This window comes from Actinomyces sp. W5033, assembly GCF_051303165.1.
Map to the genome: position 1 here is coordinate 1 of NZ_JBPPGD010000006.1, position 26,217 is coordinate 26,217.

21 protein-coding genes are annotated in these 26,217 nt (G+C 73.1%); 12 read left to right on the forward strand and 9 right to left on the reverse strand.

Annotated features, from left to right (window positions below; genetic code table 11):
* From ACSJJR_RS05205 to ACSJJR_RS05220, 4 genes are all read left to right on the forward strand, one after another.
* Window positions 1-600: hypothetical protein (locus ACSJJR_RS05205; RefSeq protein ID WP_435942450.1), on the forward strand; the 600-nt coding region annotated here is incomplete at its 5' end.
* Window positions 601-652: 52 nt separating this feature from the next.
* The gene (locus tag ACSJJR_RS05210) at window positions 653-3,499 is read left to right on the forward strand and encodes a lysylphosphatidylglycerol synthase domain-containing protein (protein WP_435942452.1); all 2,847 of its coding nucleotides are present in this window, start codon (window positions 653-655) and stop codon (window positions 3,497-3,499) included.
* Window positions 3,500-3,642: 143 nt separating this feature from the next.
* Window positions 3,643-4,713, forward strand: coding sequence for an L-threonine 3-dehydrogenase (gene tdh / locus ACSJJR_RS05215; RefSeq protein ID WP_435942453.1), 1,071 nt, complete (start codon window positions 3,643-3,645; stop codon window positions 4,711-4,713).
* A gap of 3 nt (window positions 4,714-4,716) precedes the next feature.
* A complete protein-coding gene (locus ACSJJR_RS05220) occupies window positions 4,717-5,907 on the forward strand; it encodes a glycine C-acetyltransferase (RefSeq protein WP_435942454.1) in 1,191 nt (396 codons plus the stop codon).
* A gap of 42 nt (window positions 5,908-5,949) precedes the next feature.
* On the opposite strand, the gene ACSJJR_RS05225 is transcribed toward ACSJJR_RS05220, so the two are convergent.
* Window positions 5,950-7,335 (reverse strand): amino acid permease, encoded by a 1,386-nt coding sequence (locus tag ACSJJR_RS05225; RefSeq protein WP_435942455.1) that lies wholly within the window; start codon window positions 7,333-7,335, stop codon window positions 5,950-5,952.
* A 111-nt stretch (window positions 7,336-7,446) separates the two neighbouring features.
* Here ACSJJR_RS05225 and ACSJJR_RS05230 point away from each other — a divergent pair, with 111 nt between their 5' ends.
* From ACSJJR_RS05230 to ACSJJR_RS05245, 4 genes are read left to right on the forward strand one after another with little or no spacing between them, the layout of a single operon-like run.
* A complete protein-coding gene (locus tag ACSJJR_RS05230) occupies window positions 7,447-8,919 on the forward strand; it encodes a DUF2079 domain-containing protein (protein ID WP_435942457.1) in 1,473 nt (490 codons plus the stop codon).
* On the forward strand, window positions 8,916-9,296 hold the full coding sequence (locus tag ACSJJR_RS05235) for a CrcB family protein (protein ID WP_435942459.1): 381 nt from the start codon (window positions 8,916-8,918) through the stop codon (window positions 9,294-9,296). Before ACSJJR_RS05230 ends, ACSJJR_RS05235 begins: the two co-directional genes overlap by 4 nt.
* Window positions 9,293-9,664: a fluoride efflux transporter FluC gene (locus ACSJJR_RS05240; protein ID WP_435942460.1), complete on the forward strand. Its 372-nt coding sequence runs from the start codon at window positions 9,293-9,295 to the stop codon at window positions 9,662-9,664. The genes ACSJJR_RS05235 and ACSJJR_RS05240 overlap by 4 nt, the downstream gene beginning before the upstream one ends.
* A gap of 26 nt (window positions 9,665-9,690) precedes the next feature.
* The gene (locus tag ACSJJR_RS05245) at window positions 9,691-10,518 is read left to right on the forward strand and encodes a DsbA family protein (RefSeq protein ID WP_435942461.1); all 828 of its coding nucleotides are present in this window, start codon (window positions 9,691-9,693) and stop codon (window positions 10,516-10,518) included.
* 3 nt (window positions 10,519-10,521) lie between these two features.
* Here ACSJJR_RS05245 and ACSJJR_RS05250 read toward each other — a convergent pair whose 3' ends face one another.
* The 5 genes from ACSJJR_RS05250 to ACSJJR_RS05270 all read right to left on the reverse strand — a co-directional run bounded on the left by ACSJJR_RS05250 (window position 10,522) and on the right by ACSJJR_RS05270 (window position 16,761).
* On the reverse strand, window positions 10,522-11,727 hold the full coding sequence (locus ACSJJR_RS05250) for an AI-2E family transporter (RefSeq protein ID WP_435942463.1): 1,206 nt from the start codon (window positions 11,725-11,727) through the stop codon (window positions 10,522-10,524).
* 60 nt (window positions 11,728-11,787) lie between these two features.
* A complete protein-coding gene (locus ACSJJR_RS05255; RefSeq protein WP_435942464.1) occupies window positions 11,788-12,258 on the reverse strand; it encodes a response regulator in 471 nt (156 codons plus the stop codon).
* Window positions 12,255-14,249, reverse strand: coding sequence for an ATP-binding protein (locus tag ACSJJR_RS05260; protein WP_435942465.1), 1,995 nt, complete (start codon window positions 14,247-14,249; stop codon window positions 12,255-12,257). The genes ACSJJR_RS05255 and ACSJJR_RS05260 overlap by 4 nt, the downstream gene beginning before the upstream one ends.
* A complete protein-coding gene (locus tag ACSJJR_RS05265) occupies window positions 14,246-15,706 on the reverse strand; it encodes an SLC13 family permease (protein ID WP_435942467.1) in 1,461 nt (486 codons plus the stop codon). The genes ACSJJR_RS05260 and ACSJJR_RS05265 overlap by 4 nt, the downstream gene beginning before the upstream one ends.
* A gap of 143 nt (window positions 15,707-15,849) precedes the next feature.
* Complete coding sequence (locus tag ACSJJR_RS05270) at window positions 15,850-16,761, reverse strand: alpha/beta hydrolase (protein WP_435942468.1); 912 nt, start codon at window positions 16,759-16,761, stop codon at window positions 15,850-15,852.
* Window positions 16,762-16,799: 38 nt separating this feature from the next.
* Here ACSJJR_RS05270 and ACSJJR_RS05275 point away from each other — a divergent pair, with 38 nt between their 5' ends.
* Both ACSJJR_RS05275 and ACSJJR_RS05280 read left to right on the forward strand, forming a co-directional pair.
* A complete protein-coding gene (locus ACSJJR_RS05275) occupies window positions 16,800-17,315 on the forward strand; it encodes an S-ribosylhomocysteine lyase (protein ID WP_435942470.1) in 516 nt (171 codons plus the stop codon).
* Window positions 17,316-17,333: 18 nt separating this feature from the next.
* Window positions 17,334-17,774 (forward strand): hypothetical protein, encoded by a 441-nt coding sequence (locus ACSJJR_RS05280; protein ID WP_435942472.1) that lies wholly within the window; start codon window positions 17,334-17,336, stop codon window positions 17,772-17,774.
* A 121-nt stretch (window positions 17,775-17,895) separates the two neighbouring features.
* On the opposite strand, the gene ACSJJR_RS05285 is transcribed toward ACSJJR_RS05280, so the two are convergent.
* The 3 genes from ACSJJR_RS05285 to ACSJJR_RS05295 all read right to left on the reverse strand — a co-directional run bounded on the left by ACSJJR_RS05285 (window position 17,896) and on the right by ACSJJR_RS05295 (window position 24,483).
* Window positions 17,896-18,870, reverse strand: coding sequence for an alpha/beta hydrolase fold domain-containing protein (locus ACSJJR_RS05285; protein WP_435942474.1), 975 nt, complete (start codon window positions 18,868-18,870; stop codon window positions 17,896-17,898).
* A gap of 166 nt (window positions 18,871-19,036) precedes the next feature.
* A complete protein-coding gene (locus ACSJJR_RS05290; protein ID WP_435942475.1) occupies window positions 19,037-21,649 on the reverse strand; it encodes an ABC transporter permease in 2,613 nt (870 codons plus the stop codon).
* Window positions 21,646-24,483, reverse strand: a complete 2,838-nt coding sequence (locus ACSJJR_RS05295; RefSeq protein WP_435942477.1) for an MMPL family transporter — start codon at window positions 24,481-24,483, stop codon at window positions 21,646-21,648. The genes ACSJJR_RS05290 and ACSJJR_RS05295 overlap by 4 nt, the downstream gene beginning before the upstream one ends.
* 162 nt (window positions 24,484-24,645) lie before the next feature.
* Here ACSJJR_RS05295 and ACSJJR_RS05300 point away from each other — a divergent pair, with 162 nt between their 5' ends.
* Both ACSJJR_RS05300 and mtnN read left to right on the forward strand, forming a co-directional pair.
* Window positions 24,646-25,386: a TetR/AcrR family transcriptional regulator gene (locus tag ACSJJR_RS05300; RefSeq protein WP_435942478.1), complete on the forward strand. Its 741-nt coding sequence runs from the start codon at window positions 24,646-24,648 to the stop codon at window positions 25,384-25,386.
* A gap of 83 nt (window positions 25,387-25,469) precedes the next feature.
* Window positions 25,470-26,210, forward strand: a complete 741-nt coding sequence (gene mtnN / locus ACSJJR_RS05305; RefSeq protein ID WP_435942479.1) for a 5'-methylthioadenosine/S-adenosylhomocysteine nucleosidase — start codon at window positions 25,470-25,472, stop codon at window positions 26,208-26,210.
* The last annotated feature ends 7 nt before the right edge of the window (window positions 26,211-26,217 follow it).

The window sequence follows — 26,217 nt, forward strand, 5'->3', positions numbered from 1 at the left end:
GCCGTGGTGGCTGGTGGTTCGGCTGAGCCTGTGCCTGAGTCGGTGGTGTGCGGGTTGACGGGGCAGGAGGTCGCGGGTGCTATGGGGCCGCGCTCGGTCAGCCGCCTGTGCCTGCCCGCCGCTGGCGGGCAGGAGCCGGTGCCGGTGGTGGTCTCGGCCAGCGACGTGTCCTCCCTGCTGGTGGGCGGCTCGGGCCTGGTGCGCCAGCCCCCGGGCGAGCGGGTCGTGGTCACCAGGGACCTCATCGTCCACACCGACCCCTCACCCAGGACACTGGCCACCACGGTGGCCGGCGTGCCCGTGAACGTCACCGCCACCCCGGTGTCCTACACCTGGCACTGGGGCGACGGGACCAGCCTGACCACGACCGACCCCGGGGCCGCCTACCCCCACCACACGGTGGTCCACCGCTACCGCCGGTGCGCCCAGGGCGTGGTCGTGGCCCTGACCACCAGCTGGCGGGCCACCTACAGCGTCGCCGGGGGCCAGCCACAGCCCGTGGACGGCACCATCACCACCACCGAGACCTCCACCCCCTTCGACCTGGTCCGCCTGGCCTCGGTCCTGACCGACGACGCCGAGCACGCCCAGGGACACTGACCACCCCCACCCACCAACAACCACACACCACCACGCCCGTAGACTCCTGGACATGACTGACGCCGCGGCCCCGGACGCCTCGATGGACCACGCCTCTGGCGCATCCACCGCCCGCCCCGGCCACGGCCCCACCCAGGGCGAGGGCACCTCTCACCCGGCGCCTGCGGACCTCGGCCCGGCCCCGCGCACCTCCCCCGTGGGCATCCCGCGCATCGGCCTGACGCCGGTCGCCCCACCGGTCCCCCGCCCCACCCCGGCCGTTCGCTCGCACGCGCTTCTCATCGACTCCCAGCCGCAGCGCCTGCGCCGTGCCGAGGACCTGCTCGACCTCGCGCTCACCGCCGTCGGGGCCCTGTCGATGATCGTGCTGGCGATCTACGCGCACGAGACGACCACCGGCGTGACCCAGGACGTGCAGAACGTCCTCACCGTGGTCCTGCGGCAGATTCTCGTCCTGCCGTTCCAGGCGGTCGAGGGCCTGGCCACCTTCCTCATCCCGGTGACGGTCCTGCTTACCCGCCTGTTCCAGAGCGCGTGGCGCAGCGCCTTGCAGGGGGCCCTCGGGGCACTCGGCGGCTGGCTCATCGGTCTGCTCACCTACCAGGCGCTGGTGATGTGGGCTCCCGAGGCCCTGGCTGCGGGCCTGACGGTCACGGCCTCAGGCACGGCGCAGATCGGAGTCTCGGCGACCTTCGCCGCCCTTTCGGGCCTGCTCACCGGCGCGGGGGACCGCCGCACGGCGACGACGGTGCGCATCGCCTGGGGCCTCGTGTGGGTCATCGTCGGGCTGACGGTGCTGCGCTCGGCCCTCACGCTGCCGGGCGCCCTGCTGTCGGTGCTCATCGGCCGCTGCGTCGGGCTGCTGGTGCGCTGGGCCCTCGGGGTCGATGACCGCCGGGCGCACGGCGTCGCCCTTGTCCGTGCCCTGCGCCGTGCCGGGGTCGATGCCGTGCGCGTGGTGCGCATGGACCCCACCTCGGACCCGCGCGCCTGGACGGTGACGACGGACGCGCCCCTGGGTTACACCGAGCGCGTGCGCGAGACCCCCCTGGCCGCACCCGTGGACCTCGACCCCCTGCCGGGCACGACCGACGCCGGCCTCGCCGTCGGCCCCACCACCGAGCCGTCCCATGAGCCCCAGCCCCCCAACCCGCCCGCCGACGAGCCCGCCAACACGCTCACCCCGGCAGACGGTGTCGAGACCGCGGCGGCGCTCGCCGAGGCGCACTCCGCCGCGCTCACCGAGGGCCGTCCCTCCGTCCACCGGGTCTACGCCGTGTGGGACGCCGACGGCGTGCGCCGCGACGTCACCGTCCTGGACGCCGACCGCCAGGTCGCCGGCTTCCTCACGGGGCTGTGGGACCGCCTGCGCGTGCGAGGCCTGTCCCCCACCCGCGACCTGTCGGTACGGCCCGCCGCCGAGCACGCCGTCCTCATGACCCTGGAGGCCAGGCGCGTCGGTGTGCGCACGCCCGCCCTCCTCGGCCTGGCAGAGGCGCAGGAGTCCGTCATCCTCGTCACCGAGCACGTCGCCGGCGCCCGGTCCTTCGACACCCTGGGCTCCGGCGTGCCCGAACCCGTCCTCACCCAGCTGTGGGAGCAGGTGGCGGCCGCCCACGCCTCTGGCCTGGCGCACCGCGAGCTCGACGGCGCGCACGTGGTCGTCGATGCCCACGAGCAGGTGTGGCTGCTCGACTGGGACTCTGGGGAGATCGCCTCCAACGAGCTGTCCCGGCGCGTGGACCTCGCCCAGGCGCTGGCCCTTATCGCCTCCGCCGTCGGCGTCGATCGGGCCATCACCTCGGCCTCCCGGGTGCTGAGCACCCAGCAGCTCGCCTCCATCGCCCCGATGCTGCAGAAGGTCGTGCTGCCGGACTCCACCCGTGAGGCGATGGGCCGGCGTGGCAGGGTGCTGCAGGAGCTGCGTGACGCCCTCGTCGCCCTCACTCCGACGGCGCACGCCGAGCCCGCCCGGCTCACCCGCTTCTCCACGCGCACCGTCGTCATGGCGGTCATCGCCCTGGTGGCGCTGTGGACGCTGCTGGCCCGGATGAACCTCGAGCAGATCAGCACGGCGGTGAGCCAGGCGAACGTATGGTGGATCCTGGCGGCCCTCGTCTTCTCCCTGGCGACGTACGTGGGCGCAGGCCTCGCCCTCGTCGCCTTCTCCCCGGTGCGGCTGGGGGTCATGCGTTCCACCGAGGTGCACCTGGCCTCCTCGGTGGTCTCCCTGGTCGCCCCGGCGGGAGTCGGTGGCGCCGCCATCAACCTGCGCTTCCTGGCCCGCAAGGGCGTCCCGACGGCGATCGGCGTCGCCACCGTTGCCCTGGTCCAGGTGGTCCAGTTCGCCGTCACGGTGGTGCTGCTCGTCCTGCTGGCGGCGCTCACAGGCCGCTCGACGGGCCTGACCCTGCCGTCGGGGTGGATCATGCTGGCCGCGGTCGTGCTGGTGGCCGCCGTGGCCGCGGCCCTGCTCATCCCGCGGGCGCGCACCTTCCTGTGGGAGAAGGTCGAGCCGACCTACCGGCAGGTGTGGCCGCGCGTGATGTGGGTCCTGTCCAACCCGGGCCGCCTGGCGCTGGGTGTGGGCGGCACGCTGCTGCTGAGCCTGTCCTACATCTTCTCCTTCGGGGCGAGCCTGTGGGCCTTCGGCTACACCCTGCCCTTCTCGGTCCTAGCCATCACCTACCTGGCCTCCAACACGGTGGGCAGCGTGGTGCCCTCGCCCGGAGGCATCGGTCCGGTGGAGATCGCGCTGACCGCGGGCCTCGTCGCGGCGGGCATCCCCTCGGGCGTGGCCCTGTCCGCCGCCATCGTCTACCGCCTCGTCACCTTCTGGGTCCCCATCCCCGTGGGCTGGCTCAGCCTCCAGCGCCTGCAGCGCAAGGGCGACCTGTGACGAGCCTGCTGCCCCTGGCCCCGGCGCGGTACCGGAACCGGTAGGTCCCCTTGGCCCACGGCGTCTAGGCTGGGCCGCGCTGACCGCCCACCCGGCGGGGCAACCCGGCCGCGCCGCCGCGGCCCATGCACAAGGAGATCCCATTGCGTGCACTGCGCAAGCCGGCCCCGGGGCCCGGGCTCGAGCTGCAGGACGTCCCCGAACCCACCACCGGATTCCGGGAGGTGAAGATCCGCGTCCTACGCACCGGCCTGTGCGGCACCGACCTGCACCTGGCAGGCTGGGACGAGTTCGCCGCCGCCCAGCTCCACCCGCCGATGACGCTCGGGCACGAGTTCTACGGCGAGATCGTGGAGATCGGCACGGGCACCGCCACCGACGAGTCCACCGCTGAGGACGACACCGACTACCTGTCCATCGGCCAGCGGGTGAGCGTCGAGGGGCACGTGACCTGCGGACGCTGTCGCAACTGCCGTGCGGGCCGGCGCCACATGTGCATCCGCACGAGCTCCATCGGCGTCAACCGCGACGGCGCCTTCGCCGACTACGTGGTCGTGCCGGCCCGCAACGTGTGGCCGCAGTCGGAGCAGATCGACCCGGACCTCGGAGCACTGTTCGACCCCTTCGGCAACGCCGTCCACACGGCGATGCAGTTCCCTCTCGCCTCCGAGGACGTCCTCATCACCGGTGCGGGCCCCATCGGCGTCATGTGCGCCGCCATCGCACGCCACTGCGGGGCAAGGAACGTCGTCATCACGGACCTGTCCGACTACCGGCTGTCCCTGGCGGAGAAGGTCGGGGTCACCACCGTCAACACCGGCCGCGAGGACCTGCACGAGGTCATGCGTGACCTGGGGATGACGGAGGGCTTCGACGTCGGCCTCGAGATGAGCGGGGCCCCCGCCGCCACCCGCCAGATGATCGACGTGTGCAACCACGGCGCGAGGATCGCCATGCTGGGGCTGCCCAAGGCGGGCTACGAGATCGACTGGAACAAGGTCATCACCCACATGCTCACCCTCAAGGGCGTCTACGGACGCGAGATGTACGACACCTGGTACAAGGGGGCCTTCATGCTGGGCTCGTCCGAGCGCCTGCGCAACGAGGTCCGTGGGCTCGTCACGCACCGCTTCGCCCCCGAGCAGTGGCAGGACGCCTTTGAGGCCGCCCGCTCCGGCGAGTGCGGCAAGGTCATCATCAACTGGGAGGAGTGAAGGATGCTCACCTTCAACAAGGAGATCAGCGAGGAGCTGGCCGCCATCGAGTCCGCCGGGCTGTACAAGCACGAGCGGGAGATCACGAGCGCGCAGGGATCCGAGATCGAGACCACCGGGGGACCCGCACTCAACTTCTGCGCCAACAACTACCTGGGCCTGGCCGACGACTCGCGCGTGCGCGAGGCCGCCCACGAGGCCCTGGACCAGTGGGGCTTCGGCATGAGCTCGGTGCGTTTCATCTGCGGCACCCAGTCCCCGCACCGCGAGCTCGAGCGTGAGCTGGCCGACTGGCTGGGGACCGAGGACGCGATCCTCTTCTCCAGCTGCTTCGACGCCAACGGGGCGATCTTCGACGTCCTGCTGCGCGCCGGCGACGCGATCATCTCCGATGAGCTCAACCACGCCTCGATCATCGACGGCGTGCGGCTGTGCAAGGCGACCCGCTACCGGTACCGCAACGGGGACATGGAGGACCTGCGAGCCCAGCTCGAGGCGGCGAAGGAGGCGGGCGCCCCCCGCGTCATGATCGTCACGGACGGCGTGTTCTCCATGGACGGCTCCTACGCGCCCCTGCCCGAGATCGTGGCCCTGGCCGAGGAGCACGGCGCCCTCGTCATGGTGGACGACTCCCACGCGACCGGCTTCGTCGGGGCGACGGGGGCGGGCACGCCCGAGCTCTTCGGGGTGAGGGTGGACGTGCTGTCCGGCACGCTCGGAAAGGCGCTGGGCGGGGCGAGCGGCGGATACATCGCGGGCCTCCAGGAGGTCGTCGACCTGCTGCGCCAGCGGGCCAGGCCCTACCTGTTCTCCAACACGGTGGCCCCCGCCGTCGTCGGCGGGTCGCTGCGGGCGGTGCGCATCGCCCGGCACGCCGACGAGTCGCGGGCGGTGCTGGCGCGCAACGCCGGGCTCTTCCGCTCCCTCATGGAGCAGGCGGGCTTCACGCTGCTGCCCGGCTCGCACGCGATCGTGCCGGTGATGTTCCCCGGGCCTGAGGGCGCGGTGCTGGCGGGCCGTATCGCGGACCGGATGCTGGAGCTGGGCGTGTACGTCATCGCCTTCTCCTACCCGGTGGTGCCCAAGGGGCGGGCGAGGATCCGCGTGCAGCTGAGCGCGGCGCACACGCAGGCGGACGTGCGCCGCTGCGTCGAGGCCTTCACCCAGGCGCGCGACGAGCTGCTGCGCCACTGACCCCCGGGCGCCGCCCCGGCCACGCGCCCACCGGCGGCACGCTCAGCGCTGCGCGTGCCGCCGGTGGACCGCCCAGGCAGCGCCCATGACGACGAACCACAGCGGGGAGGCGAGCAGCGCCTGGCGCGTGTCCTGAGCCAGGGTGAGCGTCCACGCGACGAACACGAAGAAGGCCAGGCTCACCCAGGCCGCCAGCCGCCCGCCGGGCACCGTGAAGGCGCTCGCCTCGTGGCGCTCGGGGTAGCGCGTGCGGTAGCGCAGGTAGGACACGACGATGACGCCCCACACGACGATGAACAGCACGGAGGCCACCGTCGTCACCGTCGTGAAGGCGGACATGATCGAGCCCGAGAGGTACATGAGCGGGATCGAGGTCAGCAGCCCCCCACAGGTCACCAGCAGGGACCAGCCGGGCACGCTGCGCCCCGTCAGGTGCTTGAACACGCGGGGCGCCTGACGCGCCCAGGACAACCCGTAGAGCATCCGCGAGGTGGAGTACAGGCCCGAGTTCGCGCTCGAGGCCGCCGCGGTGAGGACGACGAAGTTCACCACGCCGGCGGCCACCCCGAGCCCGGCGAGGGCGAACATGGACACGAAGGGGCTGTTGTCCGGGGAGACCTCGCGCCAGGGCGTGACCATCATGATGGCCGCCAGCGCCCCCAGGTAGAACAGGACGATGCGCACGGGGATGGCGTTGATCGCCTTGGGCAGGGTGACGTGCGGGTCCTTCGCCTCAGCCGCCGTCGTGCCAATGAGCTCGGTGCCGATGAAGGCGAAGACGGCGATCTGGAAGGCCCGGGCGAAGCCGCCGAAGCCGCGTGGGAACAGACCGCCGTCGGACCAGAGGTTGCTCACGGAGGCGACGGCGCCGTTCGGGGCGGTGAAGCCCGCGACCACCATGACGACCCCGATGACGACGAGCGCGAGGATGGCGATGATCTTGACGATGGAGAACCAGAACTCGATCTCCCCGAAGGCCCTGACCGTCGTGAGGTTGATGGACAGCAGCAGCGCGACCGTGGCGACCGGCGGCAGCCACAGCGGCACACCGGGCCACCAGAACTGCACGTACCCGGTGATGACGACGACCTCGGCCACCGCGGTCACGAGCCAGGAGAAGTAGTAGGTCCAGCCGGTGAGGAAACCCGCCCAGGGCCCGATGAGGTCGGCGGCGACGTCGGCGAAGGACTTGTAGCTCAGGTCCGAGAGCATGACCTCGCCGAGCGCCCTCATGACGAGGAAGAGGACCGCCCCGATGAGGGCGTAGACGAGGAGCACGGAGGGGCCGGCCAGGGAGATGGTCTTTCCCGAGCCCATGAACAGGCCTGTGCCGATGGCCCCGCCGATGGCGATGAGCTGGACGTGACGGTTGGTGAGCCTGCGCTGGAGCTGGCCCTCGGCGACCAGGTCCTCGACGGTCTTCGGCATGCGTTCTCCTCGGGACGGCACTGGGTGCAGCCTACGTCGCCGCGTCCGTCTCCCGGGCCACCGGGGAGGGCTCCGGCGGCGCCCGGCCCGCAGTCAGTAGGCTCGGCGCTGATGAGACCCCTGTCGCGCGCCTGCCTGCGCCCTGCCGCCGGTGTCCTGCCGGCGGTGGTGGCGGTCGCTGTGGGCGCCCTGTTGATGTGCACCTACTCGGTGGGCCAGTGGACCTCGATGCAGGTGCCGAGCTGGGACCTGGCGATCTTCTCCGAGCTGGCCAAGGCCTACGCGCACCTTGAGGCCCCGGTCGTGCCCATCAAGGGTGAGGGCTACAACCTGCTGGGCGACCACTTCCACCCCGTCCTCGTGCTGCTGGCCCCCGTGTGGGCGCTGTGGCCCTCCCCCCTGGCGCTGCTGCTCGTGCAGGACCTGCTCCTGGCTGTGTCCGCCTGGCCCATCACCCGTGCGGCGGCGCGCACGGTCGGCCCCTGGGCGGGTGGGGCGCTCGGCCTCGTCTACGTCCTGTCCTGGGGCCTGCAGGGGGCCGTGGCAGCCCAGTTCCACGAGATCGCCTTCGCGGTGCCCATGCTCGCCTGGGCCTCAGCCGCCTTCGTCGAGGGCCGGTGGCGCTCGTGCGCCGCGTGGGTGGCGCCGCTGGTGCTCGTCAAGGAGGACCTGGGCCTGACCGTCCTCATGGCCGGCCTGGCGATCGCCTGGCGGGGCCAGAGCGACGAGGTGCGGCTGGGGCGTCACCGGCTCACGGGCGCCGGCCTGGGTCTGGGGCTCGCGCTCCTCGGCCTCCTGTCCTTCCTGCTCACGGTCGCCGTGATCCTGCCGGCCCTGTCCCCGACCGGCGCGTGGGAGTACGGGCTGGGCGGCAACAGCGGGGACGGGTCGGGGGCCTCCACCGTCTCGGGCGGCCTGCTCGAGCGGCTGCTGACGCCCTCGGTCAAGGTGGCGACCCTGGGCGTGCTGGCGACGACGGCGGGGCTCGTGGGGCTGGCCTCACCCTGGATGGCGCTGGTCCTGCCGACGCTCGCCTGGCGCTTCCTGTCCGGCAAGGAGGCCTACTGGCAGTGGGAGCACTGGCACTACAACGCCGTGCTCATGCCGGTCGCCGTGGGGGCGCTGCTCGACGTCCTGCGGCGCCTCAAGGGGGACCGCCCGTGGGCACAGGCGGCCGCGGGCGTGCGCTGGCTGGCTGCGGTGGCCGTGGGGCTGCCCATCGCCCTGGGGGTGGCGACGGCGCCGCGCCTGGCGCTGGCCGGCATGCTCGAGGAGGGCTGGGGCCAGGAGCCACCGCGCGCGCAAGCGGCCCGGCAGGTGGTCGAGACGGTCGCGCAGGGCTCGACGGTGGAGACGGACCTCGGGCTGCTCGCCTACCTCGTGCCGCGCGCGAGCGTGTACTGGGTGGGGACCTCCTCGGTGGACACGGACTACGTCGTCATCGACTCCTACTCCCCGGCCTGGGGCGGCAACCCTCCTGCCGACGCGGCCGAGTGGGCGATGAGCACGTCGTCGTCGGGGGCCGTCTACCAGCTGGTCCTCGACGTCGGGGGCTACCAGGTGGCCCAGCGGGTGGGGCAGTGACGTACCTGCTGGTGATGGCCGGCGGGGCCCTGGGCGTCCTGGCGCGGGTGTGGCTGCTGTCCCTTGTGCCGACGGCGCCCCTCGCGGGGGTCCTGGCCCTCAACCTGTCGGGCGCCCTGGCGCTGGGAGTCCTGTACGGATTCCTCGAGGCGCGCACGCTGCGGGCAGGGCGCGAGCTGCGCCTGGCGGTGGGCACTGGACTCCTCGGGGGCCTGACGACGCACTCGACCTTCGTCCTGCAGTCCCAGACGCTGCTGGCGGGCGGTCGGCTCCTCATGGGACTGGCACACCTGCTGGGCTCGGTGTCACTGGGCGTGGTGGTGGCCGCCGTGGGGCTGGGCCTGGGCGGGGCCCTGGGGCGGCGGGGGCGCACATGACCTGGTTGTGGCTGGCTGTGGCGGGCGGGGCAGGGGCCTGCGCGCGCTACCGGGTGGACGCCCTCGTGCCGCGGGGCGGGGGTGCCCCACGGGGGACGGTTGTGGTCAACATGACTGCGTGCCTGCTGCTGGGGCTGCTCACGGCCGTGTCCTCAGTGCTGCCGTCCACCACTGTGACCGTGGTGGGCGCCGGGCTGCTGGGCGGGTACTCGACCTTCTCGACGGCGAGTGTCGAGGGCGCACGACTGGTCCTTGAGGGGCGCTGGGGCGCTGAGGCCGCCCATGCGGCGGCGATGACGCTGGGCACGGTGACCTGCGCCTGGCTGGGCGCCGCCCTGGGGACGGCCGTGGTGGCGGCGCTGGCCTGAACGCCCGGGTCTGCGAGACTGGCCTTATGAGTATGGACCCCTCCCCCAGGCTTGACCCCACCTCCCCCGCGCCACGGCCGGGCCTGCCCCCGGCGATCCTCACGGTCCTCATCATCATCGCCGTGCTGCTGGCCCTGATCGCGTCCCTGCTCGTCGTGCGCGACCGGGGCGTGGGCGCCGCGAGCCCCGCCACGTCCTCGCCGACGGCCCCGGCCACGGCGAGCCCGCAGGCGTCCTCACCGGTACCCACCGCCCAGCCGACCTCCGCGCCCTCGGTGACGGACGAGCAGGTCCTGGCGCTCATGCGCGCCGAGGTGCGCCGCGACCCCGCCGACGGTCAGGCGAAGGGTGACGTGGACGCGCCCGTGGTCCTCGTCCTGTACTCAGACTTCTCCTGCCCCTACTGCACGATGTTCGCGCAGCAGGTCGAGCCGGGCCTGTCCGACCTGGTCGCGGACGGCACGCTGCGCGTGGAGTGGCGGGACCTGGCCCAGATCGCGGCCTCCTCACCGCTGGCCGCGCAGGCGGGGATCGCGGCGGCGAACCAGGGACGCTTCTGGGAGCTCCATGACGCCATGTACGCGGCCGCGGACCCGAGGAGCCACCCGGAGTACACCGAGGAGTCACTCATGGCCTTCGCCGCCCAGGCCGGGGTGGCGGACCTGGAGCGCTTCCGCGCGGACATGACCGCTCAGCAGACGGTGGACCGGGTGGCTCAGGCCACGCAGCACGCCCACCAGCTGGGGATCACGGGCACTCCCTTCCTCATCGTCAACGACGCCGTCATCGGTGGTTACACCCCGCTGGAGTTCGTGCGCCAGACGGTGCTGGACCAGGCGGCGCTGGCCGGCTGAGGGCTATCGGACGGCGTCTACCCCGTCCTCGGGGGAGGCGTCCAGCGCCTGGAGCAGGTCCTCGGGCACCGCGCCGACGACCTCATCCGCGCCGTCCCCGTCGAGGTCGAGCGCGGCGACCGTCTGCGGCCCGACCGCCTCGGGCTGCCCCACCGGAGCGTCACCGGCGGACAGGAAGATCCCCACCCAGGCCGAGCGCGGGTCAGAGTCGATGAGGACGGCCTTGGCGAAGAGCGTGAGCGGCACCGCCAGGATGGTGCCCAGCGCGCCGATGACGCTGGACCAGAACATGAGGGACAGGAAGGTCGTCGTCGTGTTGAGCCCCACCGCGTCACCGGTGAACTTGGGCTGGATGAGGGACTGGATGACGAAGTTGAGCACGACGTAGGCCACGATGACCCACAGGGCGGTCCAGGGACCGGAGTCCACCAGCGCGAGCAGGGCCGGCGGGATGACACCGATGACGAAGCCGATGTTGGGGATGTAGTTCGTGATGAAGGCGAGCACGCCCCAGGTGACCGCCATGGGCACCCCGAGCATGGCCAGGGCGACGACGTCGAGGACGGCCACGATGAGGCCGAAGACCGTGGAGACCAGCCAGTAGGAGCGCACCGACCGGGCGAAGCCGGCCAGGCCGGAGGCGATCCCCGGCTTGAGCTCCGCCAGGGCGGTCGCCCGCACCTCGATCCGGGACATGTCAAACATGAGGAAGATGACCGTCATGCCCATGACCATGAGGATCGACCCGAAGGAGGTCAGCTGCCCCATGAGCCCCTGGGCGAGGCCCACGACACGGCTGGCGGAGAGCATAGAGGCGAGCTGGTCCAACAGCGTGTCCTGCTCGATGCCCAGCGACACCAGCAGCCCCTGCAGCTGCGTCCAGATCTCCTGGAACTTCGCCGAGTACTGCGGCAGCGTCTCGACAAGCTGGGCGACGGCGACGCCCAGGGCCACGAACAGCCCGATGACGAAGGTGTAGATGATGAGCACCGCCGCCAGCGCGGACACCGGTCGTGGCACCCGGTGGCGCGAGGCCCAGGACACGAGGGGGCGAACGGTGAGCACGAGGGTCAGCGCGAAGAAGGCGGGCCCCACGAGGCTGCGGGTGAAGTAGATGCCGGCACATCCCACGGCGAGGGCGGCGAGGGTGAGGGCGGTGACCTCTCCCTGGGTCCTGTGGCCCGCGACGGTGTCCTGGTTGTGGTTCATGGGGCCGATCCTGTCATGGCGGCGGCCCCTGCACCCTGCTCCCCCAGGGTGGGGCCGTGCTCAGCGCAGCATCTCCATGGCACGGGCGCCGTCGATCGCGCGCAGGTGCGGCAGCGGGTCGAGCCCCGTGGCCACGACGAAGTCCGTCAGCTGCTCGCGCACCACCACCTGCAGGTCCTCGGGCCGCCAGGGCTTGGCGACGTAGTGGTCGAGGCCCGCCTCGTTGACGGCGCGGATCGTGTCGGCCTGGTCCGCCTGCCCGGTGACGAGGACCTTGCGCGCGTCGGCGGTGCGCTCGTCGTCCTCCATGTCGATGAGCATGTCCACACCGGTGGTGCCGGGCATGCGGTGGTCGGCCAGGACGAGGGCGACGACGTCGCCGTCCTCCTCCACCTCCTCCACAACCGCCCAGGCGTCCTCGACGTCCTCGGCCGGCTCGACACGGACGACGTCCGCGAAGGGCAGCAGGTCGCCGACGACGGCGTCGCGGACCTCGGGCTCGTCGTCGACGACGAGGATGGTGAGCTTCATGGCTGCTCCTTGGGGTCGGGGCGCGAGGCGCCGGTGCTGGTGGGAAGGACGACCCGGACGCAGGTGCGCCCGGGGCGGGAATCGACGTCGATCGTGCCGTCATGGGCGTCAACGACCGCCTTGGCCAGGCCCATGCCCAGGCCGAGGCCGAAGCGGACCTTGCCGTGGTTGGTGGTGAAGCGCGGCTCGAAGATGCGCGGCAGGGTCTCGGGGTCGATGCCGGGGCCGTTGTCCACGACATCGACGCGCACCCCCGCCGCCTCGGCCACCACCCGCACGGTGAGCGCCGGGTGGAAGGCGGTGCCCTGAGCCTCGGCGTCCTTGACGGCGCCGGACAGGGCGTCGGCGGCGTTGGACAGGATGTTGGTCCACACCTGGGCGAGCTCGCCCGCCCGCCCGGGGACGGTGGGCACGTCGTCGTAGTCGCGCTCGACCTCGACACCGCGCAGCCGGTGGGCCGTGAGCCGCAGGGAGTCCTCCAGCACCTCGCGCACGTCCACGTCCTGGTCCATCTCCCCCTCGGGGCGCACGTAGGTGGATAGGGAGGACACGAGGCTGCGCACCCGCCCGGTGGCGGTGCGCACGTTGCGCTCCTCCCGGCCGATGGAGGCGGCCGCCAGCGCCACCTCCAGGCGCTCCGGGTCAGCGACGAGGGCCTGCACCTCCTCGCGGGGGGTGTCCTGGCTCATGCCGAGGGTGACGAGGCGCCGGGCGAGCTCACGGTCCCCGACGACGCGCTCCAGGGCCCGGCGGGCGACGCGCTCGTCCCGGGTGGACACCGCCGGACGGCTCAGTGCCGCCGTGACGGACTCACGGATGAGAGGCCCCTGCGGGTGTGTGGACATGATGGTGAGCAGGTCCGCACGCAGGTGGTCGTTGGCACGCTCGAGGGCGGAGACCGGGTTGTTGAGCTCGTGGGCCACACCGGCGGCGAGCTCGCCCAAGGTGGCGAAGCGCTCCTGAGCCAGCAGCTCGAGGCGGGCCTGCTCAAGGGCGTCCAGGGCCTCCTGGGTGGCGGCACGCTGGGCCTCGACGGCGGCTGCCAGCTCGATCTTCTCCACCTGGAGGATCTCGGAGCGCGACAGGCGCTTGGTGAGGGAGGAGATGAGCAGGGCGGCGAGGATCTGCTCGGTGACCGGGTTCTCCTTCAGGGCGCGGTCGAGCTGCTCGATGGACAGGAGGATGAGCTCGACGTCGGTGGTCGTGGTGGCGGTGACGAAGGCCTGCCCGCGCTCGGCCAGGGACACGAGCCCGACGATGCGCCCGGTGGTGGCGTGGTGGAGGACGACCTCACCGACCGGGGTCTCACGGGTGAGGGCAACCGACCCGGACAGGACGACGCCGACGGCGTCGACGGGCTGTCCCTGGTGGGTCAGCCGCACCCCGGCGGGCAGCTGGAGGCGGGGGCGCGGGCCGAGGACCTTCTCGCAGGCGTCGATGAACTTCTCGGTGAGCCGGTCGGTGGAGTGCGACAGGGCCTCGATGAGGGGGGCGTGGGTGACGCTGGAGCTGCCTGCGCCGTTGAGCCTGCGGGAGCGCTCGTCGCTGGGGCGGTTGTCGCGCATCCACCGGCGCAGCTGGGCGGCGGCCCGGAACTCGATGGCGCCGGGCCGCCACGGCACGGCGATGACCTCGCGCACGAGGTCCGTGTCGAAGGCGTGGCCGATGCCGGTCAGGGCGGTGCGCTCGGTGAGCAGGGCCAGGCGGGCGGTGGCGAGGGCGGGGTGGCCGGCCAGGACGGTGGCGACGTCGTCGAGCGGGCCGACCTCGTCGGTGGCGAAGATGACGGCGACGTCGCCGACCCGTGCGGCCTCGGGCCCGGAGACCAGGGCGATGAGCTCACTGAGGGAGTGCAGGCGCTCGACGTTGGCGACCTCCCCGACCGCGCGCCTGGCCTCGTGGGCCACCTGCCCGCCGACCATGCCCGGTGAGAGCACGGCGACGGTGATCGGCGCGCGGGCGTGCCCGGCCGACGCGCCGAGCCCGCTCACAGCAGCCCCAGGGCGCCCCACAGCGGGGGCATGAGCAGGACGAGCAGGGCGGTGCCGACGACGCCCACGACCACGCCGACCTTGGCCATGTCCGCCGTGGTGACCTCGCCGGTGGCGTAGGCGATGGCGTTGGGGGGCGTCGAGATGGGCAGGCTCATGCCCAGCGAGCAGGCCAGGGCGAGGACGACGGCGATGGTGACGGGCTCGAGGCCGTCGATCCCGGTGGCCAGGCCCATCGCCAGCGGGATGAGGAGGTTGGAGGCGGCGGAGTGGCTGATGACGTTGGACATGCCCAGCCCCAGGGCACCCATGACGATGACGACGACGAGCGCCGGCATGGCGCTCCAGTCGAAGAGGCTGAGGATCCAGGTGTCCAGGCCGGTCGCGCCCACGCCGTCGCCGAGCGCGATGCCGCCGGCGACGAGCCACAGGACGGGCCAGGAGAGCCTTCCGAGGTCCTCGCCGCCCATGACCTTGGTGACGAGCAGGGCGACGACGGCGAGGAAGCCGACGACGTTGGCGTTGACGCCGTGCAGGGACTCGGTCATCCACAGCACGATGACGCAGGCGGCGATGACGTAGAAGGTGATGGCCTTGCGGTCGGTGGCCCAGGAGGTCTTCATGTCAAGCTCGACGCCCAGGCCCTTGGGGATGAACAAGGTGATGAGCAGCAGCCAGGCGCCGATGAGGATGACGACCATGAGCGGTACGGCCATGAGCATCCAGGAGGCGAAGGAGACGTGGTAGCCGCGCTCGGCCAGGGCCCCCAGGGCGATGGCGTTGGGGGGCGTGCCCACGGGCGTGCCGATGCCCCCGACGTTGGCGGCCACGGGGATCGACAGCGCCAGGCCCGTGCGGGGCTTGCCGGAGGGCAGCGCACCGAGGATGGGGATGATGACGGCGAACATCGTGGCGGTGGTCGCCGTGTTGGACATGAACATGCTCAGCAGGGCGGTGATGACCATGAGCCCGAGGACGGTGGTGCGCGCCGAGCCGGTGAAGGGCTTGATGAGGACGGCTGCGAGGTTCTTGTCCAGGTGGTACTTGGCGGCGCCGTCGGCGACGAGGAAGCCACCGAGGAACAGGATGATGACGGGGTTGGCGAGCGCCCCGAGGAACTTGGAGTAGGAGGTGGCGTCCTCAGGCACCGGCACGAGCGCCTGGTTGGACACGAGCAGGACCTCGAGCCCGATGACGAGGACCGCGGTGGCGACGAGGGGGATGGCCTCGGTGACCCACAGGACGATCGCCAGCAGGAAGATCGCGAGCATCCGCTCGCCCATCTCCTCGAGGCCGGGAACGTCGAGCAGGAGCGGCAGGAGGAAGGCGAGCACCCCGAGGACGAGGCCGATCACCTGCGTCCTGCTCATGGGCTCCCGGCGTGCGGGGCGGGAGGTGGTGGCGCGGCGGTCGCGCACGGCAGCGGGCCTGGGACGGCGCACGGACGGCGTCGGCATGGTCTTCCTTCCTCGGGCCCCACGGTCTGGGGGCCGGGATGCCGGCCTCGTTGCCGGGACAGCTCGATCCTATGCGCTCATGCTGTGGCGCGTCGGTGTTCGGGTCACCCTCATGCGGCACCGAAGCCGGTGCGCGGGCGGGGTCAGGCGCCGAGGACCCGGTGCAGCCAGGGGTCGGTCACCTGGTGGAAGGCCTGAGGGTCGCTGCGGCGCACGTCGTGCCCGGCACCGGGCACGAGGGCGGTCTCGAGCCACGGGTTGCCCAGGCCACGCAGGAGCGCCAGGCCCGCGGTGCCCACGCGTGCCGAGCCGGGCCGGTCGCCGGTGACAAGCAGGGTCGGGACCGCGAGCGCCGCCATGGTCTGCGTCCAGGGGACCTCGGGGGCGACGACGCCGGTGGTCAGCAGGGCCGGGTCCGTGCGCTGCTGGGCCCAGACGCTGGTGAGGGCCTCGACGTCGGGCAGCTCGTCGTCGGCCAGGGCACGGCTGAGGGCGGCGGGAAGGTCGGCCAGGTCCCTCGCACGCAGCCGGGCCCGGGCGGCGCCGCGCTCACGCAGCTCCGCGGGGCCGCGGGTGCCGTAGCGGGCGGGGTCGATGAGCAGGGCGCCGCTGAGCAGGTCGGGGCGCCGGGTGGCGGCGACCATCGCGGTGGCGGCCCCCATCGAGTGGCCGACGACGACGGGGCGCGCCGCAGCGACCGGAAGGCCGACGGCACGGCGGGCGTGGCGCTCCTGGGCGAGCTCGCCCAGGGTGTGGAGGAGGTCCTCGAGGAGGACGGTGCCGGCCTCGGCCAGCTCCTCCTCGCGCCACCGGGGCGACAGCCCGTGCCCACGGGCGTCGAGGGCGAGGACCCGGTATCCGGCCGCGGCCCAGTGCTCGATGGCGCCAGAGCTGGACACGGCGCTGGAGGTGATGCCGTGGAGGTAGACGAGGGTGGGGGCGCAGGTCTCGCCAAGGATGTATCGGGCCAGCGGGCAGCGGCGCGGGGACGGTGGGGCGGCCGGCGCCGGGCGGGGCTGTGAGGCCGGCGCGGTGGGGGCTGGGGTGTCGGGCACGGCCCCATCCTGCCGCGCAGCCCGCCTACCCTGGGGCCATGAGTGAGCACAACGAGTCGTCCACCCTGACCGACGGCCCCCGGATGAACGTCGAGTCCTTCAACCTCGACCACACGAGGGTCCTCGCGCCCTTCGTGCGGGTGGCGGACCGCAAGCGCCTGCCGGGCGGGGACGTGCTTGTCAAGTACGACGTGCGCCTGTGCCAGCCCAACGTCGAGCACCTGGGGATGCGGGCCGTGCACTCCATCGAGCACCTGACGGCCGAGCTCATGCGCAACCACACGGACCGGCTCGTGGACTTCTCGCCCATGGGCTGCCAGACGGGCTTCTACGCCCTCACCCTCGGTATCGAGCCGGAGGAGTTCGCGGCGCTGCTTGAGGCGACGTGCCGCGACATCCTGGCGGCCACCCAGGTGCCCGCCGCCAACGAGGTCCAGTGCGGCTGGGGCGCGAACCACTCCCTGGCCGAGGCCCAGGCGGCCGTGCGCGCCTTCCTGGCAGCGCGCGACCAGTGGACCGTCGTCGTGCCCGACGACGAGCCCCCGGCCGCCTGAGCCGTGGTGGACGGCGTGGTGGACCAGGACCCGGCTGCCGTGCCCCCAGGGGCCGGTACCGGGGAGGGCGCCGGCGTCGTCCTGCCTGGCGCAGACGCGCTGCTGGCGCCCGGGCGCGTCGTCATGATGACGACCGTCGGGGGCGCGGGGCCGCGCAGCCGCCCGGTGACGGTGTTCGCGGACCCGGCCGGCAGGAGCGGGCGGGTGAGTGTGCTGGCGACGTTGGGGACCGCGAAGGTGAGGCAGGTGGGGCTGCTGCCCCGGGCCACGCTCAGCGGGCCGACGCCGCCCCCGCACCGGGGCTGGTTCAGCGCGGAGGCCGACGTCGAGGTGGGGGCTGCGCCCGAGGTGGCGCCGGGTGCGGTGCGGATGGGGCTGCGGCTGACGGCTGTGCGCGTGTGGACGGTGCTGGGCGAGGGCCCCTACGACAACCGCGTCGACGAGCTCCCGGTCGCCTGAGCCCCTGCCCTGCCCCCTAGCCCCGCCCAACTCCTCGGTTTGCGCTCGAACACCACCCCAACTCCCAGGGACCTCGAGCGCAAACCGAGGAGTTCGGGGTTGGAGGTGAAGGCAGAGGCGCTCAGGCCAGGTGCTGGCGGAGGAAGTCGTCAACGACGTCGAGCACCTCCGGCTGCCAGAAGGGGGCGCCGCCGTGGTCGGCCCCCGCCAGGCGGAAGAAGGTGACGTCCTGCCCCTTGGCCTCCAGGTCCTCCACGAGCCACACGGACTGGGAGAAGGACACGATGCGGTCCTTGTCGCCGTGGATGACGAGCAGGGGCGGCAGCGCGCGCTCGCTCGCGGGCGGCACGTGGTCCCAGATGACGGTGGGGGCGACGAGCTCGGGGTGCTCGTCCACCCGCACGCCGCCGATGAGGTCGCCCACCGGCGAGTGCGCCTCGAGGTGGTCCTGGATGGAGGGGTGCTCGTTCATGCGGCCGATGTGGGTGGGGCCGTAGTAGTCGACGAAGGCCCTGAGCCCCAGCTCCTGAGTCACGGGCTCGTCGGAGAAGGCGGGGTCGTCGTCGGCCCCGGCGGTGCCGGTGGCGTAGGTCATGAGGGTGGTGTGGCCGCCGGAGGAGTCGCCCCACATGGCCATGCGGTCCACGTCCACGTGGTACTCGCTCGCGTGCTCGCGCAGCCACCGCACCGCCGTCTTGGCGTCCTTCGCCTGGGCGGGGAAGGGCGCGATCTCGCTGCCGCGGTACTGGACGATGGCGACGACGTAGCCGCGGGCGGCGAAGCCGGCGAGGTTGGCCATCTCGAGGCCGAGCTGCTGCTCGCGGAAGGCCGAGCCCTGGACGTAGAGCACCGTCGGGTAGACATCGGTGGCGGTGTCGGGCCAGGTGGTGGCGCGCGGCGGCATGAGGACCTGCAGGTGGCGGGCGGTGCCGTCCTTGACCGTGTACTCGACGTTCAGGCGGATGACGCCGTAGCGGGGGCGGTCCACCGCCTCGAGGGTGCGCATCGAGGGGGTGGACAGCTCGCAGGCGGGGAAGTCCTCGGGCTCGACGTAGCGGGCGGGGGTGAAGGGCTGTGCGGGTGAGGTCTCGTTCATGCCCTCATCGTGCCGCCGAACTCCTCGGGTTGCGCGCGAACTCCCTGGGAGTTGGGGTGGAGTTCGAGCCCAAACCGAGGAGATGGAGGCGAGGAGATGGAGGCGAGGAGGTGGAGACGAGGGGCGTGGGCCGGGTGGCAGGCGCGGGCCGTGTGGGCCGGGCGCGTCAGGCGGGCACGACGTCGGGGCTGCCCAGGCGGCGCAGCGCCTCAAGGCTGGTCGCCCGCCGCCGCCTCACCGCCAGGGTGAGCACGACGACGCTCCCCACCGCCCACGCGCACAGCACGGCGAGCGCGCCGCCCACCCCGATGGAGCCCGCCGCCCCGAGCACCACCCCGCGCAGCGCCTGCGCGAGGACCGTGGCCGGCAGGCCCCCGGACAGCCCCGCCAGCGCCCCGCTCGGCACGGACAGGACCACGACGGCCTGCACCACGAGCAGGAGCAGGGACACGGCGGTGCCGGCACGGTTGCCAAGCGCCGCGACGAGGGCCGCGTGCAGCGTCGTCATCGCCACGGCGCCGACAGCGGCGAGGGCGAGCACCCGCACGACCGTCCCGGTGCCCCCGGTCTCCACCCCGGCCAGGAGGACGACGACAACGACGAGGAGGGCCTGGACCACCGCGAGCGCGAGGGCGGGCCGCAGCTCGGCAACCGCCAGGCGGGCCGGCGTCATGGCCGACTCGACACGACGACGGGTGAGCACACCCAGCCCTGCCACGCACACGAGCGCACCAACCCACAGGGCCAGGGCGACGGCGCCCGGCGCCACGCTCGTGCGCTCATCGGCCCCCGTGGCGCCGGTGGCGTCAACCGTCACGGGCTGGGCGAGCGAGGAGGCCAGCGCCGCAGCCTCCTCCGGGGTGTAGGAGGGCAGGGAGCCGGCTGCGGTGCTGATGCCGTCGTTGAGCCGCGTGGCCCCGTCGGCCAGGTCCGCGGAGCCGGTGACGAGCTCACCGGTGCCGACGGCGAGCCGGGAGGCGCCGTCGGACAGCTGCGTGGCCCCCTGCACGGCGGTGGCGGTCCCGCTCGAGACGGCGGTGGCCCCGCTGGTGAGGGTCGTGAGCCCCTCCGCAAGCGATACGGCGCCCTGGGACAGCTGTGAGGCGCCTGCGCTCAGGTTCGTCGCGCCGGTGGACAGGCCGGCGACCCCGTCGGAGAGGGTCGAGGCCCCGGTGGCGAGGCCAGAGGTGCCGGTGGACAGGGACGTCACGCCGTCGGACAGCTGCGTGGCCCCCACCGTGAGCACTGCGCCCTGGGCGGCCAGCGTGTTGAGCACGCCCGTCACGCTGGCCCCGGTGCCGGTGGCCGGGTCGTAGACGTCGGTGGCGCCACCCAGCCCGTCAGCGAGCTCAGCGGCCCCGGTGGCCGCGGAGGCGGCGCCGTCGGCAAGCGCGGGCATCTGATGGAGCAGCGCCGCGGCGCCGGCGTCGAGGGCACTGGCGGCGTTGGTGACGCCCGTGCCGCGGGCCACGAGGGTGTTGAGGCCGCCGAGGACGGTGCCCGAGGCAGCCGTGTCCTCGGTGGTGCCCAGCGCACCGGTCGCCTGGGCGAGCATGACGCAGGTGGCGTCGTCGGCTCCGTGGTCGGCGACACACCTCTCGTAGGCGGAGGAGGCCAGGGCGGTGGCCTGCCCCAGGCCGGTCGCGGCAGCCGACACCCCGGCAACGTACTCGCCCACCCCGGCGGAGGCGGCGGAGGCCCCGGCCGCAAGCGCGTTGACGCCGCCGTACAGGGTGCCCGAGGCGACGTCGTCGGCGGCGCCCCCCAGTCCCGCACTGAGCGCGCTCAGGCCGGTGGCGAGGTCGTCTGCCCCGGGGGCGATCCGGGTGGTGAGGCTGGTGCGCAGCTGTCCGACGGCGGTGACATAGCTGGTGACGCCGGCGGACAGGGTGCCGGCCCCGGTGGCCAGGTCACGGGCCCCGCCGTCGAGGCTCCTGACGCCCTCGGACAGGGTGGCGGCGCCGCTGGCAAGGTCACCGGTCCCGCTCGCGAGGGCGGAGGCGCCGTCGGAGAGCCTCGTCGTGGCTCCGGACAGGGAGGTGGCGCCGCCGGCGCCCGCACCCACCCCGCTGGCCAGCTGGCTGGCCCCACCGTCGAGGCGGGCCAGGCCGTCGGCGAGGCCGGTGGCGCCCTGGGCCAGCGTGCCGGCTCCCGCGTCCAGGCCGGTGGCGCCCTCAGACATCGCGTCCGCCCCGTCAGACAGTGCGGTGGCCGCCTCTGCCATGAGGCCCACCTGCTCGGCCATGGTGGTCATGGAGGTGAGGGAGCCGTTGAGGTAGGCGATCGACACGGTCGTGCCGAGCGAGTCGGCGGCGGCGGAGACGACGTCCGCGCTGGCGGCGGCCACGGCCTGAGAGGCGGCGTCCGTGGTGCGCAGCTCGATGGCGGCGGGGGTCGCGGTCCCGGACAGGGTGGCGACGATGGACTGGCTGAAGCCCTTCGGGATGGTGACGACGACGTCGTAGGTGCCGTCCGACAGCCCCTGAGCGGCGGCCTCGGCGCTGACGACCTCGTAGTCGAGGACGCCGGTGGAGGCCCCGGTGGTGGAGCGGGCGGTGAGCGCGGCCTCGGGGCTGGTGAGACGGCCGACGAGCATACGGCCGGCGGGCAGGGACCGCCCGTCGGCAGTGGTGGCCCCGATGCCGTCGTCGTTGACGATGGCGGCGGGGATGGTGGCCGCCTCGGCGGCGGGCGTCTGGGCGGCGCTGACGACCATGAGCCCGGCGAGGGCGGGCAGCAGGACGACGAGGAGGGAGAGGATGAGGGGGCGGCGCTTCATGCGTGGACCTCGGTTCCTTCAGTGTGGATGGCGGTCATGGTGGCGGCGGGGGCGCCGGGCGGTGGGCCCTGCCGCCCAGCCCGCCGTGAGGGTGCGCGGAGCAGGTGGGCGGTGCCGTCGGCGTCAACGTCAACGACGCTGCTGACCTCGACCCCGCATCCGGTGGGCGGGACCAGGGGTGTACCGGCGCCCACCGTGACGACGACGGCGACACCGTCGGCCGCAAGCCGCGCCACCCGCCCCCACCGCCGCTGTCCGGGGTCATCGACGACGACGAGGGCGACACGCGGGTCCACGGGGTCGTCGTAGGCGTGGACGGCGGTGGTGACGGACTGGATGGCAGCGGTGCCGTCGGGCAGGACGTGGCCGGCTACGGCGAGCACACCGCTGCTGGGCTGCAGGCGCCCGCCCGCGAGGGCGGCCAGGGCCCGGCGCGAGAGGGAGCGGGTGGTGCGCACGAGCGCGACCTCCCCGGCGGCGACGGTGAGGTCGAGTCCGGCCAGGGCGGCGCCGTCGGCGTCGGCGGCGCTGAGGCCCTCAGCGCGCAGGACGACCTCGCCGTGCCCAGCGGTCCAGGCCTCGTGCTCGAGGGTGCGGGCCAGGCCCTCGCCCTCGACGTCGATGACGGGGATCTGGCGCTCGAGCCAGCGCGGCAGCCACCAGGCCCACGGTCCCAGCACGCTCATCAGCGCGGGCACGAGGGTCATGCGCACGACGAAGGCGTCCACGGCGATGCCGACGGTCAGGGCGATGGCGATCGGCTTGATCTGGACGAGCTCGGCGGGGATGAAGCCGGCGAAGACGGCGGTCATGATGACGGCGGCAGCGCCGACGACCGTCGCGGAGCCCGTGAAGCCGCGCTGGACGGCCCGCTGGGACAGCGCGCGGGCCTCGTCGTGGCGGCCGGCGGCGACGGCGGCCGGGCCGCCGCTGCGGATCCACTCCTCGCGCATGCGTGAGACGAGGAAGACCTCGTAGTCCATGGCGAGGCCGAAGAGCACACCCATGACGATGACCGGCATGAAGGAGATGACGGCGCCGACCTTGGTGACGCCGAGCGGGCCCGCGAGCCACCCCCAGCCGAAGACGGCACCGGCGACCCCCATGCCGGCGGCCAGGGAGCCGAGGTATCCCAGTGTCGCGGTCAGGGGCACGGCCAGGGAGCGGAAGACGACCATAAGCAGGATGAGGGACAGCCCGACGACGACGAGCCCGAAGGGCAGCAGCGCGCTGTTGAGGGACTCGGCGACGTCGATGGCGACAGCGGTCTGCCCGGTGACCATGAGGTCGGTGACGCCCAGCTCCTCCTGCCACTGGGGGGCACGGGCGCGGACCGTGTGGACGACGGCCTCGGTGCGCTCGTCCGCCTGCCCGTGCAAGGGGCGGATCTGGACGAGGGCGAGGGTGGCGTCCTGGTTGGGGGTGGCCATGGCGACGTCGTCGACGCCGTCGATGGACTCCAGGCGCTGGGACAGCTCCTGCACGACGCCGAGGGGGTCGGTGGAGGTCGTGATGTCCGCGATGACGATGATGGGTGAGTTGTAGCCGTCGCCGTAGGCCTCGGCGATGGCGTCATAGGTGTCGCGGGCCTGGGTGCCCTTGGGCTCGAATCCGTTGTCGGTGAGGGCCAGCCTGAGGCCGGTGACCGGGATGGCGGCGAGCGCGAGCAGGGCGACGACAGCCGTGATGGACAGCCACGGGTGGCGGGTGACGCCTCGCACCCAGCGGGTGGCGGGGCCCGGGCGGGCGGAGGAGCGGCGGTCGGCGCGCCTGCGAGGCCGCAGGCGCTCGCCGAGCAGGCCGATGAGGGCGGGCACGACGGTGAGGGACACGAGGACCGCGCAGGCGACGACGGCTGCGGAGGCGATGCCCATGGTGGTGAGGAAGGGGATGCGGGCGACCGCGAGGCCGCACAGGGCGACGATGACGGTCGTGCCGGCGAAGACGACGGCGGAGCCGGCGGTGGCGGTGGCCCGTGCGGCGGCGTCGGTGCCACTGACGCCGTCGGCCAGGTACTCGCGTGCCCGGGAGATGATGAACAGGGCGTAGTCAATGCCGACGGCGAGTCCGATCATGACGGCGAGCACCGGGGTGACGGAGGTGACGTCGATGGTGTTGGCGACGGCGAAGATGCCGAGCATGCCGGTGGCGACGCCGAAGAAGGCGGAGATGAGCGGGGCTCCGGCGGCCAGGACCGAGCCGAAGGTGAGGAGCAGGACGACGAAGGCGACGACGACGCCGACGAGCTCCTGGGGGCCGATGCCGAGGCTGACGGTGGCGCCGATGGTGCCGGAGGACTGGATGGTCAGGGCCGGGTCGGTGGCGTGGGTGGTCTCGATGAGACCGGCGATGTCGGCGGCAAGGCGCTGGGCGGCGCCGGTTGCGGCCCCGGAGGTGAGGGAGCCGACCGCGGCGTCGGCCTGGATCTGGGCCAGGACGTGGGCGCCGTCGTCGGAGACGGTGCTGGCGGAGGCGGGGGTCCCGGTTGCGGCGTCGGCCTCGGAGCCGAAGGGGTGGGTGACGGCGGCGACGCCCTCGAGGCTGCCAGCGGCGTCGATGAAGCGGTCGATGGTGGCGCGGTGGGCCTCGATGTTGCCGTCGTCGGCGGTGAACAGGACCTGCTCGGTGGTGCCGGCGGCCTGGGGGAGCCGGTTGGCCAGGACGTTAAGGCCCTGTATGGACTCGACGTCGTTGATGGTGAAGGCGCTGGAGAGATTGACGCCGGTGGCGCCGACGACGGCGCCGAGGACGGCGATGACGGTGAGCCAGAGGGCGATGACACGGGTGGCGTGCTGGGCGCACCAGCGTCCGAGGCTGTGGAGGAGGGCGGACAACGCGCTTCCTTTCTGGGTGCCCGGGTGAGGGGACCGAAACTTCCATACACGAATGTACTCGGTACACTTGTGTATGGAAGTTGCTGTGGCTGTGACTCCCCAGACACCGGCCCACCGCCGACCTGGCCCGCTTCCCTGACCCCACCCGTCCCCGGAGAAGACATGCCCCACCTGACCCGCAGGCGCCCGTCCCTGGCTGAGACGCGGCTGCGCAAGCGCGAGAACACGAGGGCCCGCCTCATTGACGCCGCTGCCGACGTCATCATCAGCAAGGGTCTCGGGGCCGCCCGCATCGACGACGTCGTCTCTGCCGCCGGCTTCACGCGCGGGGCCTTCTACTCCAACTTCTCCTCCCTCGACGAGGTCCTCGTCGAGGCGCTCCGGACCCACTCGGCCCGGCTGCTGGTATCCATCCGCGCAGCGCTGGACGACCTTCCCGAGACCATCTCGATCGACGCGATCATGGACCTGCTCGACGCCGTGAGGCCCGAGGTCCGCGCGCTGTACATCCTCTCGAGCGAGCAGAGCCTCCACCTCATGCGCCACCCCGAGGAGCGCGGTGAGGCAGACGGCGCCCACCAGCAAGCCCCCGCAGGCGTGCGCCAGGAGTTCACCGCCGTCGTCGGCGGGCTCATCGAGGAGATTCTCGCCCGGCTGGGACGCACCCCGCTGCTTCCCGCCGAGGTCATCACCGACATCGTCGCCATGTTCTTCCTCGACTCCATCCGGGCGGAGGCCGTCGGTGAGACCAGGGGCGTGGGCGGAGGGCCGGAGGGCTACCTGCGCCTGAGCGTCGAGGTGGTGCTCGCGCGGCTCACCGCACCCGCCGGTGCCGAGGCCCCGCCCCCAGCCTCACCGCCCCCACCCCCAACTCCTCGGTTTGCGCGCGAGCGTACGGCCTAACCCCAGGGAGTTCGCGCGCAAACCGAGGAGTTGGGGGCAGGCGGGACCGGGGAGCGCACGCCGCTCCCGCTTAGGCTCAGCTCATGAGCCCCAGCCCCCGACCGGTCACAGCCCTCGTCGTCGTCGCCATGCAGGAGGAGGCCGAGCCCTTCCTCCACGCCCTGCCCGGACGGGCGCACGCACCCGCCGTCGAGCTGCCCGGCCCCGCGCAGGCCTGGTCCCTGGACCTCGACGGGCGCGAGGTCGTCCTCCTGCGCTGCGGCGTCGGGCTGGTCGCCGCCGCGAGCGCCCTGGCCAGCGCCCTGGCCCAGGTGGCCCCCGGGGCCATCGTCTCCGCCGGCACCACCGGCGGGCTCGGTCGCACCGTCGAGGTCGGTGACGTGTGCGCCTGCACGGAGGCGGCCTACAACGACGTCGATGCCACCGCCTTCGGCTACGCGCCCGGCCAGACGCCGGGCCAGCCGGCCGTCTTCCCCGCCGACGCCGCCCTCGTCGCCCGGGTGCGCGAGGTGGGAGGGGCCGCGCTGCGTGCGGCGACCGCGACCTCGGGCGCCTCGCGGGTGCACGTGGGCCAGATGCTCGCCGGGGGCTCCTTCGTCACCGCGGCGAATGTTGGCGCCACGCGCAGTCTCTTCCCGCAGGCCGTGAGCACGGACATGGAGACCACGGCCGTCGCGCAGGTCGCCCGCGCCCACGCGACCCCGTTCCTCTCGGTGCGAGGGGTCTCGGACCTGTGCGGGCCCGAGGCCGGGCAGGACTTCCACATCGGCGCCGACGAGGCGGCGGCCCGCTCGGCCGCCGTCGTCCTGGCCGTGCTGCGCTGATGCCGGC

Excerpts from the sequence above, each read along its gene's own strand:
- ACSJJR_RS05210 (WP_435942452.1), top strand. The coding sequence starts at position 653 with ATGACTGACGCCGCGGCCCCGGACGCCTCGATGGACCACGCCTCTGGC.
- ACSJJR_RS05220 (WP_435942454.1), top strand. The coding sequence starts at position 4,717 with ATGCTCACCTTCAACAAGGAGATCAGCGAGGAGCTGGCCGCCATCGAG.
- ACSJJR_RS05225 (WP_435942455.1), bottom strand. The coding sequence starts at position 7,335 with ATGCCGAAGACCGTCGAGGACCTGGTCGCCGAGGGCCAGCTCCAGCGC.
- ACSJJR_RS05230 (WP_435942457.1), top strand. The coding sequence starts at position 7,447 with ATGAGACCCCTGTCGCGCGCCTGCCTGCGCCCTGCCGCCGGTGTCCTG.
- ACSJJR_RS05240 (WP_435942460.1), top strand. The coding sequence starts at position 9,293 with ATGACCTGGTTGTGGCTGGCTGTGGCGGGCGGGGCAGGGGCCTGCGCG.
- ACSJJR_RS05245 (WP_435942461.1), top strand. The coding sequence starts at position 9,691 with ATGAGTATGGACCCCTCCCCCAGGCTTGACCCCACCTCCCCCGCGCCA.
- ACSJJR_RS05250 (WP_435942463.1), bottom strand. The coding sequence starts at position 11,727 with ATGAACCACAACCAGGACACCGTCGCGGGCCACAGGACCCAGGGAGAG.
- ACSJJR_RS05255 (WP_435942464.1), bottom strand. The coding sequence starts at position 12,258 with ATGAAGCTCACCATCCTCGTCGTCGACGACGAGCCCGAGGTCCGCGAC.
- ACSJJR_RS05265 (WP_435942467.1), bottom strand. The coding sequence starts at position 15,706 with ATGCCGACGCCGTCCGTGCGCCGTCCCAGGCCCGCTGCCGTGCGCGAC.
- ACSJJR_RS05275 (WP_435942470.1), top strand. The coding sequence starts at position 16,800 with ATGAGTGAGCACAACGAGTCGTCCACCCTGACCGACGGCCCCCGGATG.
- ACSJJR_RS05285 (WP_435942474.1), bottom strand. The coding sequence starts at position 18,870 with ATGAACGAGACCTCACCCGCACAGCCCTTCACCCCCGCCCGCTACGTC.
- ACSJJR_RS05290 (WP_435942475.1), bottom strand. The coding sequence starts at position 21,649 with ATGAAGCGCCGCCCCCTCATCCTCTCCCTCCTCGTCGTCCTGCTGCCC.
- ACSJJR_RS05300 (WP_435942478.1), top strand. The coding sequence starts at position 24,646 with ATGCCCCACCTGACCCGCAGGCGCCCGTCCCTGGCTGAGACGCGGCTG.
- mtnN (WP_435942479.1), top strand. The coding sequence starts at position 25,470 with ATGAGCCCCAGCCCCCGACCGGTCACAGCCCTCGTCGTCGTCGCCATG.